The organism is Streptomyces sp. NRRL WC-3549 (assembly GCF_000721935.1).
Classification (GTDB): Bacteria; Actinomycetota; Actinomycetes; order Streptomycetales; family Streptomycetaceae; genus Streptomyces.
In genome coordinates this window covers 1-12,141 of the sequence record NZ_KL585426.1, presented here as the reverse complement: position 1 = coordinate 12,141, position 12,141 = coordinate 1, and the positions used below count along the sequence as shown (strand labels likewise).

Below are 12,141 nucleotides of genomic sequence, written 5' to 3'. Positions count from 1 at the left end.
CAGCCGCTCCCGCTCCTTCTCGGAGAGCCCTCCCCAGACGCCGAAACGCTCGTCGTGGGCGAGGGCGTACTCCAGGCAGGCCACCCTTCCCTCACAGGCGCCGCAGAGCTGCTTCGCCTCACGGGTCGAGCTGCCCGGCGCCGGGAAGAAGAACTCGGGCCCGGCTTGGGCGCAGAGCGCGGTCTCCTGCCAGGCGAGCGGGTCTTCGGTCACGGTGTTTATGGGCATGGGCCCACGGTGCCCGTTCCGGATAAACAGGTGATCAACGAACCGTCGACGACCGGTCCGCGCCGGTCAGCCCCGCTCCATCGGCGCGGGCTTGATCACCGAGAACGCCGCGCCCGCGGGATCGGTGAAGGTGGCGACCCGGCCGACGTCCGGGATGTCCGTGGCCGGTTGTGTGACCGTGCCACCGAGCCGTTCGACGTCGGCGGCCGCCTGGTCGCAGTCCTCGACGTGGAAGTACGGCAGCCAGCGCGGTCCGGCGGAGGTACCTCCCGGGGCGGATTCGAGGGGCACGAGACCGCCGAAGGTCGAGTCGGCTCCCTTGCCGCCCGCCGGGCGGACCATGGTGTACGAACCGCCGGCGAAGTCCATGGACTCGGTCTGCCAGCCGAAGACGGTCTGGAAGAAGGCGGCGGCCGCCGGCACGTCCGGGGTGTACAGCTCGCACCAGATCAGGGATCCCGGCTCCATGATCATGCCGAGTCCGGTGTTCGTCCCCGGCTGCCAGACTCCGAAGTAGGCCCCGGAGTTGTCGGTGAAGCCGCCCATCCGCCCGTACTCCAGGACGTCCATCGGCGGGAACGCCGCGGTGCCGCCGGCCTGCTCCACCGTCCTGGCCGTGGCCTCGGCGTCGGGGGTCTGGAAGTAGACCGACCACGCGGGCTTCCCCTGGTCCTGGGGCACGGTCATGACGCCGGCGACCGTCTTGCCGCGCAGCTGGTACATGCCGTATCCGCCGGTCTCCGGGCCGCCGCGCACCAGTTCCCAGCCGAAGAGGCCGCGGTAGAACTCCGTGGCGGCGTCGACGTCGGGGGTGCCCAGGTCGGTCCAGTTGGGGGCGCCGGTCTCGAAGGCTGGGTCGAGCATGATGTGCTCCTTCGGCGAGCCGCGTTCTCCCCCGCCGCGCGCTCTGCTGATAGGCATGGAGGGCACCGGAATGTCCCTTTTCTTCGAGTCTGGCACCGGCCGCCGTCCGTCGCAGTTCGCGCGGGGGACGGCTCCCGTAAGTTGCGGGGGCCGCCCCCGGGGCCTCCCTCAGGCACCGCCCTCGGGTCGGCGGGCCACCCACAGTTCGCGCCGGGAGCGCACGACGAGGTCGTCGCGGTGGCGTACGTCGTACCGCCCTCCGTCCAGGAGGGTGCGGAGCGCCGCCAGGTCCTCGTCGGCGATGCTCCCTTCAAGGGCACCCGCGATACGGCCGAGTGCGAGATGGGCGTACAGGCCGGCCCCCTCGGGCAGCGGGGCGCGCAGCTCCAGGTCCTCGGCGTGTGCGAGTTCGACGGCGAACCCGGCCTCCGCCAGGTGTGCTCCCCAGTCGTCCCCCAGGTGCGGGACCTGCTCGGTGTGCAGCGCGTCCAGCGCCGAGCGGAGGCGGCCCTCCAGGCCCGGCCGCTCCGGTACGGCGTCGTCGGGCAGGAACCGCGGCACGCCGTCCATCTCGGCGACGGCCAGCAGTCCGCCCGGGCGCAGTGCCGCCCGGATGGCGGCGAGCGAGGCGGCGGGGTCGCCGAAATGGTGGAGGGCGGCCGACGCCCAGACGAGGTCGGCGCCCGCGAGGCCGGGCAGCCCCTCGGCGGCGTCCGCCTCCAGGGTGCTCAGCCGGTCGGCGAGGCCGCGCTCACGTGCGGCGGCGGTGAGCCGGTCCAGCATGTCGGGCGAGGTGTCGACCGCGGTGACCCGGGCTGCGGGAAACCGCTCCAGCAGGGCGAACGTACCGGTGCCGGTCCCCGCGCCGAGGTCGACGATCCGGCCGGGAGAGCCGCCCGTCCGGTCGGCGATCCGGTCCAGCACTCGGGCCCGGTACGGGGCGAACAGCTCCGCGTCGAGGTCGAGCAGGTGGGCGAGGCCCTCCTCCTGGCCACCGCCGTGATCGGGGTGTGCGTGCTCGGAGTGTGCGTGGCCGTGCCGGTGGTCGCCGGGGGTGTGCGGGTGCGAGGGGGAATGTGCCATGGGACCGACCGTACGGGACTTTGCGGCCCACGCATAAGCTCTTGCTCATGACGCAAGAAAGCAGCGACCTCGACGGCCTCGTACGCAAGCGCGTCCGCGCCCTGCGCGCCGCTCACGGCTGGTCGCTCGACGACCTGGCCGCCCGGTGCCACCTCAGCCCCTCCACGCTCAGCCGGATCGAGACCGGGCACCGCAGGATCGCGCTCGACCAGCTCACGGCGATCGCCCGGGCCCTGGGCACCTCACTGGACCAGCTCGTCGAGACCGCCTCCGACGACGTCGTCTCGCAGCCCGTGCACGACCACGCGCGCGGGGCGACCCTGTGGACCCTGCGCGACGAGCCGGGGGTGACGGTGGCCCGGATGCGCCTGGTGGGCCCGCCTCCCGAAGGCCCCTCGGCCCTCAAGGCGCATCCCGGACGGGAGTGGTTCACGGTGCTCTCCGGAACGGTCGTGCTGCTCCTGGGGGAACGCAGACTGCTGGTGGAGACCGGACAGGCCGCGGAGTTCCCGACCATGCTGCCGCACGCCGTGGGCGCCTCGGGCGGCCCGGCCGACATGCTGGGCATCTTCGACCGGGAGGCCCGTCGGTCCCACCTGGCCGCGGGACCCCGGGAGCGTTGAGCCCGTGTCAGTGGGCGTGCTCCCCCGCTGTACCGGCCGTGTGGTGCGACGGGTCGTAGCCGGGGACCGTGCCGTCCGCCTTGGCGACCAGCAGCAGCCCGGCCATGCCCATGTCCGAGTGGCTCTGTACATGGCAGTGGTACATCCACGCGCCGGCCCCCACGTGCTCGCCCGCGATGATCTGGAAACCGAACGAGTCGGCCGGTCCGCAGATCTTCGTGTCCACCACCCGGCTCGGGTCGTCGGGGCCGGTGAGCAGGCCGGTCCGGTTGTCCGCCCAGCGGTGTCCGTGGATGTGGAAGGTGTGGTAGTACTCGCCGTGCGTGATCATCACGACCTCGACCCGGTCGCCGACCGTCGCCTCGAAGTCGGGACCCGCCGCGGCGTTGTTGATCGTCATGTCGTTGAAGACGATGGTGATCGTCCGGTCCGGCAGGACGTCCCCCTTGCGCCGGACGACGAGCGGCCCGTAGAGCCCCTTGCGGATGCCGCCGGTGCCGTGGTCGGTGCCGACGACGTGGTCGTGGTAGTGCCAGTAACCTGCGCTGCCCGCCTGCCAGGTGCCGTCCTTCCGGCGGCCGGGGGCGTGGGTGCGCCAGGTGTACGTACGGCTGCCGCCCGGTTCGACGTGGCTGCGGTTCATACGGGTGCCGTCGCTCGCGATGTCGTAGTCGACCCCGTGGACGTGCAGGCTGGCGTCGCCGTCGGTGAGGTTGTGGAACTCGATGTGCAGGGTGTCGCCCTCGTTGATCTCGATCAGGGGCCCGGGGACCGACGCCTTGCCCTTCTCCAGGCCGTAGCCCAGTGAGCCGTCCGGCAGCTTCTCGGCGTACATCGTGAGGTGGCGCACCGCGCCACCCGCCGGGGCGGTCCTGGGCGGATCCACCACCGCCGCCTGGGCGGGGGTGGCCTGCACCGCGCCCAGCGACATCGATGTCACCCCGGTCGCCGCAGCCACGCCGCCGCCCACCAGCATCCGCCGGTTGAAGGTCCTTCGGTCCATGACGAACTCCCCACTGCACAACGGAAACTGACGGGCCTTTCCTCGGGACGGCCCACACGGTAGCCGCGTGATCTTCGTTTATCCACACTCAGGACAAAGTTCGTCGGATTGCTGCCGTACCTATTGGCGTACCGCGAAAAGAGGTCTAGCTTCATGCGCTGTCGCAGTGAGCACGACAAGCGCCGTGACCCAGGAAGCGACCAAGGAGGGGTGGGTGACCACATGCAGCGCACACCGCACAGGTCCAGATCACGACGCGGCCTCGCATCGGCCGTGGCGGCCGGAGCACTGACCGCGTCCCTGCTGGGCGGCAGCAACGCCGCCAGCGCCAGGCCCTATCCGGACCCGGGGCTGAAGGAGCGGATGGCGACAACGTTGTCCCTTCCCTCGCCGCCGGGCGGGGAGAACGTCAAGGTGCTCGTCTTCCACGCGTCGGCGGGCGAGGAACCGCCCACCGTGGACGCGGGCATCGCGGCCATCGAGAAGATCGGGCTCAGCGGTCCGGCCGAGGGCCGTTTCAAGACCGTCGCCACCGACGACCCCGCGGTCTTCACCAAGAAGAAGCTCGGCACCTTCAACGCGGTCGTCTTCCTGACCGGCGGTGGCGACGTCCTGGACCCGGAGCAGGAGGCGGGCCTGGAGGCGTACATGGAGGCGGGCGGCGGTTTCCTCGGCATCCACGACGCGGCGCGCACCGAGCCGTACTCCGACTGGTTCACCGGCCTGGTGGGGGCGCGCCCGACGGCGGACAGCCCGAGCGCCGTCCAGCGCGCCACGGTGGAGGTCGGCGACCGGCTCCACCCGGCGACGAGGAACCTGCCGCTGGAGTGGAAGCGCCCGGACACCTGGATGAACTGGAAGGACAACCCCTCCGGCAAGGTCCACACCGTGGCCCGGGTCCGCGAGCTCACGTACGCGCCGGGCAAGAGCGCCAACGGCTGGGACCACCCGGTCTCCTGGTGCCGTGACTACGACGGCGGCCGGTCCTTCTACACGGCCATGGGCGGCACGGCGGCGAGCTTCGCCGAGACGGACTTCCGCGACCACCTGCGCGGCGCGCTGGCCTGGACGAGCCGTACCTCGCAGGCCGACTGCTCGGCGACGATCGACGCCAACTACACGGCCGAGCGCCTCACCCAGCCCAACCAGCCCGGACAGAACGACCAGATCGGCGAGCCGCACGGCCTGGTGACCGCGGACGACGGGCGGATCTTCTACATCGGACGCGGCGGCACGGACAGCAGCGTCCCGGTGGTCACCGACTGGAACGACCCGGACATCGGCCGGGGCGAGGGCGAGATCCACGTCTACGACCCGGCGACGAAGAAGGTGACCCTCGCCGGCACGCTGGACGTCTTCGGCAACAAGGGCGGCGGCGACGAACTGGTCAAGGTGGAGGAGGGCCTGCTCGGTATCGAGCTGGACCCGGACTTCGCCAGGAACGGCTGGGTCTACCTGCACTACACACCGCACTCCAGGATCGACCGCGACCGGCACATGGCGGTGCGCCAGGTCTCCCGCTTCACCTTCGACCACGCGACGGACAAGCTGGACCTGGCCTCGGAGAAGGTGCTGCTGGACTGGCCGGTCCCGATCCACAGCTGCTGCCACGCGGGCGGCGGCATGGCCTGGGACTCGAAGGGCAACCTCTACATCGCCACCGGTGACAACAACTCGTCGCAGTTCAGCGACGGTTACTCCGGGAACAACCCCGAGCCCAACTTCAAGGGCGTGTCCTTCTCCGACGCCCGCCGCACCGCGGGCAACACCAACAACCTCAACGGCAAGATCCTCCGGATCCACCCCGAGGACGACGGCACCTACACCCTGCCGAAGGGCAACCTCTTCACCGGCGACGAGCCGGACGAGGGCGGCGGCAAGACCCGCGGCGAGATCTACGTGATGGGCGTGCGCAACCCGGCCCGGATCTCCGTGGACCCGGCGACGGACACCCTCTACGCGGGCTGGGTCGGCCCGGACGCCGGCGAGCCCAGCACCACCTGGGGCCCCGCCAAGTACGACACGTTCGCCGCGATCACCCAGGCAGGCAACCAGGGCTGGCCGTACTGCATGGGCAACAAGCAGCCCTACCGCGACCGCAACCTCCCCGATCCGACGAAGCCGCTGGGCTGGTACGACTGCGACGCGCCGAAGAACGAGTCGCCGAACAACGACGGCCTGGTCAACCTGCCGCCGGTGACCGGCAACACCATCTGGTACTCCCCCCAGGGCGGTGGCGTGGACTACCCGCGGGACGAGAACGGCGTCCCGAGCTACAAGGTGGAGGAGCAGAAGGAACTCCTGCCCTGGCTCAAGGGCGGCGGCCAGGCCACCATGAACGGCCCGGTCTACCGCTACGACGCGGACAGCGACAGCGCCGCCAAGTGGCCCGCGTACTGGGACGGCAAGTGGTTCGTCGGCGACTTCTACGACGACAGCCAGCCGCGCCACGCGGTGCTCACCGACCCGAAGACGGCCGGCAAGGGCGGTCTGCCCGTCCACGCCGAGTCGCTGAAGAAGATCATCCCGGTGGGCGCGAAAGGCATCCGCAACCTCATGGACTGGAAGTTCGCCCCGGACGGTTCGCTCTACGTCCTGGACTACGGGCGCGGCTTCTTCACCTCCGACTCCGAGTCCGCGCTGTGGCGTGTGACGTACAAGGGCGGCGGCCCGACCCCGGCCGCCGCCGACCTGGTCAGGAAGGCGGCAGCCCAGTGAGACACCCCTCGCTCCCCGCGCGCCGGCGCCACGGGCCCGCCCACTGGTGGCTCGCCCTGCTCGGCTCGTTCCTCATGGTCCTCGGCCTCACCTCGACGGCCGCATACGGAAAGGGCGGCTCCGCGAAGGCGGCCGACCAGGTCCTCACATGGACGGCGGGCGATCCCATCGACCGCTATCTGACGGCTCCCACCACGGCGGTGGCCGGCGCCGCGACCCTCGTCTTCGAGAACAGCGAGGCCACCGGCAACACGACGGGCATGCCGCACACGCTGACCTTCAGCGTCTCGGACCCGGAGTACAACACCGACGTCCAGGTCAACATCCTGGCCAACCCGGGGGACAGCGAGGGCGGCAGGCACAGCGTCGAGGTCGTCCTGACGCCGGGCAGGTACTTCTACCACTGCACGATCCCCGGCCACCTGTCCATGCAGGGCGTCCTGACCGTCACCGAGGACGGCGGCGGTGAGGACACCACCGCCCCGGAGACCTCGGCGACGGTGGACGGAGACCAGGACGCCGACGGCGCGTACATCGGCCAGGCGACCGTCACCGTCTCGGCGGCCGACGCCGGTTCGGGCGTGGACACCGTCGAGTACGCGCTCGGCGAGGACGGCGGTGGCAGCCGTACACCACGCCCGTCGTGGTGGACGAGGTCGGTACGCACACGGTCCGCTACCGCGCCACCGACAAGGCCGGCAACGCGGCCGAGGAGAAGTCCGTCGCCTTCGCGGTCGCCGCGCCGCCCACCGACGACGAGACCCCGCCGGAGACCTCGGCGACGGTCTCGGGCGAGCAGGACGAGGCGGGCGCCTACCTCGGGATGGCCACGGTCACCGTGACCGCGTCCGACACCGGGTCCGGCGTCAACACCATCGAGTACGCGCTCGGCGAGGACGGCGCCTGGCAGCCGTACACCGCGCCGGTCATGGTGCACGAGGTGGGCGAGCACACGGTCCGCTACCGCGCCACCGACCGGGCCGGCAACGCGGCGGCGGAGAAGACGGTGGAGTTCACCGTCGTGGAGCCCCCCTCCCAGGACAAGACCCCGCCGGAGACCTCGGTGAAGGTGACCGGCGACAAGAACTCGGACGGCGCCTACATCACCAGCGCCAAGGCCACCGTCACCGCGACCGACGACGACTCCGGGGTGGACAAGGTCGAGTACTCCCTGGACGGCGGCCCCTACCTGGCGTACACCGCGCCGGTGATCGTCGACCGGGTCGGCCACCACACCCTCGCCCACCGGGCGACGGACAAGGCGGGCAACACCTCCGAGGCGAGGAGGCTGTCCTTCACCGTCGCCACCAGCGGCGGCGTCCCGGCCCCGAACTGCCCGGAGTTCGACGAGCGCCTGACGGTGATCGTCGGCACGGTCGACACCGGGGTGCCCAACCGGCTCACCGGCAACCGCTGCACCGTCAACGAGCTGATCGAGGACGAGAAGGACTGGTCCTCGCACGCCCTGTTCCTCAAGCACGTCGACACCGTGCTCGACAAGCTCCTCGCCGACGGGGTCATCGACACCCGGGAGCACAAGAAGATCTACCAGGCCGCCAAGCAGTCCGGCATCGGCAGCCCGGGCCAGGACGAGGGCTACCGCAAGCTCTTCGACGGCACGCCCGGCTCCCTCGCGAAGTGGGAGCAGGTCGGCGGCGGACAGTTCGCCCTGAACGAGGAGGAGGGCTCGATCACCAGCTCGACCACCGTGGACGGCATGGGCATGCTGTGGTTCCCGGCCCGTCAGTACGGGGACTTCTCGCTGAAGCTCCAGTGGCGGGACGACGCCCCGGGCACGGGCAACGCCAACGGCGGGGTCTTCGTCCGCTTCCCGTACGTCCACGACCACCCGGAGGAGCCGAACCCGGAGTGGGTCGCCATCAAGTACGGCCATGAGATCCAGGTCAACGACCGGCCGGACGGCGACATGTACAAGACCGGGTCGGTCTACGGATTCGACCGGGTGGGCCTCGGCGGCGCCGGGGTGACGCCCAAGGGCACCTGGAACGACTACGAGATCCGGGTCGTGGACCAGCACTACGAGGTCTACCGCAACGGCGTCCTGATCAACGAGTTCGACAACAACCGCGGTCAGGAGTTCGAACCGCCGCGCGGCGACGACCCGGGCACCGACGGCAGGCGCTACGCCTCCGGCTACATCGGGCTCCAGGTCCACAGCACCACGGACGTGATCTCCTACCGGGACATCCGCGTCAAGGAGTTGTAGTCCGGCACGGACGGTCAGGTGGCCGTGGCCGCATGCTCCGGCATGTGGTCACGGCCTCCGGGGTGCCGGTGGCGCCACACCCAGAAGACCGTGCAGGAGACCAGGGCCCAGGCCCCCAGCACCAGATAGGGGAAGACGTACTGGTGGCCCTGGTAGTAGACCGCCGTGTGCTGGGCGTTGACCGAGGCACCCGGGGGCAGCCAGCGGCCGATGTGCCCGAGCACCGAGGGCAGCAGCGGCCAGGAGACCGCGCCGCCGGAGGACGGGTTGCCGAGCAGCACCATGACGCCCCAGGTGGGGAGCATGGCCCAGCGGCCGATCAGGGTGTTGAACATGGTGAAGACCATGCCGGAGGTGAACATCGTGAACGCCAGGATCATCCAGGACTCGACGAACGGCAGATCGAGCGCGCCGAGCACCCAGTCCACGACGGCCGCGATGGTGAACCCGCCGAGCAGGGCGTAGGCCACGGTGAACAGGATCCGCTCCAGCGGGAGCAGCGCGCGGGCGTGCACGCTCAGCTGGATCGCCCCGACGAAGCCGATGATGACGGCGGCGAGCGAGATGTAGAAGAGGGCGAGGCCCCGCGGGTCGCCCTTCTGGAGCGGTTTGACGTCGGTGACGGTGAGGGGCACACCGATGCGGTCGGCGACCTTCGCCCCGGTGTCGCCGAGCAGTTGGGCGACGGTGGCACCGGAGGCCGCGGCGAGCTCCATCACCACACCGTCCCCGTGGCTCCGCAGGACGACGAAGACCTTCTGCTCCTCCATCGCCGCCCGCGCCTGCTTCCGGTCCGGGTAGCGGTGGAGTTCGAGGGAGGCGTCGAGCGCCTTCTCCATCCCCTCGACGAACCGCGTCGCGTAGGGCGTCCGGGGCCCCTCGACGACCGCGGCCGGGATGCGGTGCGGGGTGGGGTTGGCCATGGCGTAGGTGTACGAGCCGGCGAAGAGCCCGGCGGCCGCGGAGAGGATGAAGAGCAGCACCACGGCCGGGACGTAGGGCGATTTCTTGTACGTCTCCCACTTCTCGCGCCGGGTGGGGGGCCTGCCGTGCGCTCCGTGCTCCCCGTGCCCGTCGGTGGCGTCGTGGCTCATGCGGTCCCGCCTTCGTCCTCTTCCTCGTTCCTGGCGCGGCTGGGCTGGACCCGCTTCGGTTCCCCCGGCATCTTGGGGTACTCCGGGGGGTAGGGCAGGTCGCCGAGTTCGTGCTCGTGCTCGTCGCGACGGGCCAGCTCCAGCAGGCCGTCGAGCCGGAAGGCGTGCTCGTCCATGTCGGCGTGCAGGTCGCCCACCTCGGCGTAGCGGCGGGGCATGGTGCGGATGTCGAAGTCGCGGGGCTCGACGTCGTCGACCTCGTCCCAGCGGAGCGGGGCGGAGACGGGGGCGTGCGGGAAGGGGCGTACGGAGTAGGCGGAGGCGATGGTGCGGTCGCGGGCCGTCTGGTTGTAGTCCACGAAGATCCGCTCGCCGCGCTCCTCCTTCCACCAGGCGGTGGTGACCCGGTCCGGCATCCGGCGCTCCAGCTCGCGGCCGGCGGCGATGGCTGCCCTCCGGACCTGGGTGAAGGTCCACTCGGGCACGATCGGGACGAAGACGTGCAGGCCGCGGCCACCGGAGGTCTTGGGCCAGCCGCGCAGCCCGTGGTCGTCCAGGACGGAGCGCAGTTCGTGGGCGGCGCGCACGGCGTCGGCGTAGTCGGTGCCGGGCTGCGGGTCGAGGTCGATGCGCAGCTCGTCGGGGTGGTCGGTGTCGGACCTGCGGACCGGCCAGGGGTGGAAGGTCAGCGTCCCCAGGTTGGCGGCCCACAGGACGGCACCCAGCTCGGTGGGGCACATCTCGTCGGCGTGCCGGCCGCTGGGGAACTCGATGCGTGCGGTGGGTGTCCAGTCGGGGAGGTTCTTCGGTGCGCGCTTCTGGTAGAAGAACTCGCCCTCGACGCCGTCGACGAACCGCTGGAGGGTGGTCGGGCGCTCCCGCAGGGCGCGCAGGATGCCGGGCCCCACGGCCAGGAAGTAGTCGGCCACGTCCTTCTTGGTGTAGCCCTTGGCCGGGAAGTACACCTTGTCCGGGTTGGACAGCCGTACGGTCCGGCCGTCCACGTCCAACTCCATCGCTGCTCCTGCTCCCATGTCGGCCACCGTAGGCGGGGCCCACATATGCCGCATATCGGGAGACATGCCCGGTGTGGCGGTCCAGAATCGGGCCATGGACCTGCCGGTGATGCCTCCTGTGAAACCGATGCTCGCCAGGCCCGTATCCGCGATTCCGCCCGGTATGCAGTACGAGGCGAAGTGGGACGGCTTCCGGGCGATCGTGCACCGGGACGGCGAAGAGGTGGTGCTCGGCAGCCGGACCGGGAAGCCGCTCACCCGCTACTTCCCCGAGGTGGTCACGGCGGTACGGGAGAACCTGCCGCCGCGCTGCGTGGTCGACGGGGAGATCGTGGTGGCGCACGGGGGCCGGCTGGACTTCGACCGGCTGAGCGAGCGCATCCACCCGGCGGAGTCCCGGGTGCGGACACTCGCCGAACGGACCCCTGCGTCCCTGGTCGTCTTCGACGTCCTCGCGCTCGACGACACGTCGCTGACCGGCCGTCCGCTGACGGAGCGGCGGGCCGCGCTGGAGCGGGCCTTGGCCGACGCCTCGCCACCGGTGCATCTGGCGCCCGCCACCACCGACGAGGCCCTGGCCCGGCAGTGGTTCGAGCAGTACGAGGGCGCCGGACTGGACGGGGTGGTGGCCAAGCCGCTGGACTCCCCCTACCGGCCCGACGTACGCGCGATGTACAAGATCAAGCACGAGCGGACGGCGGACTGCGTGGTGGCGGGGTACCGCTTCCACAAGAGCGGACCGGTGGTCGGCTCGCTGCTGCTCGGTCTGTACGGCGCCGACGGCACCCTCCAGCACGTCGGGGTGAGCGCGGCCTTCCCGATGAAGCGGCGTGCCGAGCTGGTCGAGGAGCTGGAACCGCTGCGGATCGACCCCGCCGACCACCCGTGGGCGGCCTGGGCGGACGCGGCGGCGCACGAGGGGGCGCGGCTGCCGGGCGCGCCGAGCCGCTGGTCGGGCAAGAAGGACATGTCCTGGGTCGCGATCGCGCCGGAGCGGGTCTGCGAGGTGGCGTACGACCACATGGAGGGCGACCGCTTCCGCCACACCGCCCGGTTCCGGCGGTGGCGCCCGGACCGTGCCCCCTCCAGCTGCACGTACGCGCAGCTGGAGGAGGTGGTGCGGTACGACCTGTCCGACGTGCTGGACGCCGGCTGATCCGTCAGGCGGCCGGGGTGGCGCAGGGGTCGTCGGTCGGGGCGTCGGGGTCGGGCCCCGCGGTGGGTGCGGGGCAGTCGGGGCCGGTGGTGGAGGGGTCCGGGTCGGGCGTCGTGGTGGGGTCCGGGG

9 protein-coding genes and 1 pseudogene are annotated in these 12,141 nt (G+C 71.2%); 4 read left to right on the top strand and 6 right to left on the bottom strand.

Annotated elements, in window-relative coordinates; translation table 11 throughout:
• The 3 genes from IH13_RS0128425 to IH13_RS0128415 all read right to left on the bottom strand — a co-directional run.
• Positions 1–228, bottom strand: a 228-nt coding sequence (locus tag IH13_RS0128425) for a WhiB family transcriptional regulator (protein WP_031088856.1), incomplete at its 3' end; no start/stop codon positions are given.
• Positions 229–294: 66 nt separating this feature from the next.
• Positions 295–1,092, bottom strand: a complete 798-nt coding sequence (locus tag IH13_RS0128420; protein WP_031088855.1) for a VOC family protein — start codon at positions 1,090–1,092, stop codon at positions 295–297.
• 168 nt (positions 1,093–1,260) lie between these two features.
• Entirely contained in the window at positions 1,261–2,175 is a 915-nt protein-coding gene (locus IH13_RS0128415; protein ID WP_031088853.1) for a class I SAM-dependent methyltransferase, read from the bottom strand.
• A gap of 47 nt (positions 2,176–2,222) precedes the next feature.
• Here IH13_RS0128415 and IH13_RS0128410 point away from each other — a divergent pair, with 47 nt between their 5' ends.
• Positions 2,223–2,798 carry a helix-turn-helix transcriptional regulator gene (locus IH13_RS0128410; protein WP_031088852.1) on the top strand — a complete coding sequence of 192 codons (576 nt, stop codon included), beginning with the start codon at positions 2,223–2,225 and terminating at the stop codon, positions 2,796–2,798.
• Positions 2,799–2,805: 7 nt separating this feature from the next.
• Here the strand turns inward: IH13_RS0128410 and IH13_RS0128405 are convergent, their stop codons facing one another.
• The gene (locus IH13_RS0128405; protein ID WP_031088851.1) at positions 2,806–3,801 is read right to left on the bottom strand and encodes a multicopper oxidase domain-containing protein; all 996 of its coding nucleotides are present in this window, start codon (positions 3,799–3,801) and stop codon (positions 2,806–2,808) included.
• Between the two features lie 222 nt (positions 3,802–4,023).
• Between IH13_RS0128405 and IH13_RS0128400 the strand changes: the two genes are divergently transcribed.
• Together IH13_RS0128400 and IH13_RS38690 are read left to right on the top strand one after the other, a co-directional pair.
• Complete coding sequence (locus tag IH13_RS0128400) at positions 4,024–6,519, top strand: ThuA domain-containing protein (RefSeq protein ID WP_234433425.1); 2,496 nt, start codon at positions 4,024–4,026, stop codon at positions 6,517–6,519.
• Positions 6,516–8,746 (top strand): annotated as a pseudogene (locus tag IH13_RS38690) (OmpL47-type beta-barrel domain-containing protein). Before IH13_RS0128400 ends, IH13_RS38690 begins: the two are co-directional and overlap by 4 nt.
• Before the next feature lie 14 nt (positions 8,747–8,760).
• On the opposite strand, the gene IH13_RS0128390 reads toward IH13_RS38690, so the two are convergent.
• Together IH13_RS0128390 and ligD are read right to left on the bottom strand one after the other, a co-directional pair.
• Positions 8,761–9,840 (bottom strand): membrane protein, encoded by a 1,080-nt coding sequence (locus tag IH13_RS0128390; protein ID WP_031088848.1) that lies wholly within the window; start codon positions 9,838–9,840, stop codon positions 8,761–8,763.
• On the bottom strand, positions 9,837–10,856 hold the full coding sequence (gene ligD / locus IH13_RS0128385; RefSeq protein ID WP_031088846.1) for a non-homologous end-joining DNA ligase: 1,020 nt from the start codon (positions 10,854–10,856) through the stop codon (positions 9,837–9,839). Before ligD ends, IH13_RS0128390 begins: the two co-directional genes overlap by 4 nt.
• Before the next feature lie 94 nt (positions 10,857–10,950).
• On the opposite strand from ligD, the gene IH13_RS0128380 reads away from it, so the two are divergent.
• Positions 10,951–12,012 carry an ATP-dependent DNA ligase gene (locus tag IH13_RS0128380; protein WP_031088845.1) on the top strand — a complete coding sequence of 354 codons (1,062 nt, stop codon included), beginning with the start codon at positions 10,951–10,953 and terminating at the stop codon, positions 12,010–12,012.
• The last annotated feature ends 129 nt before the right edge of the window (positions 12,013–12,141 follow it).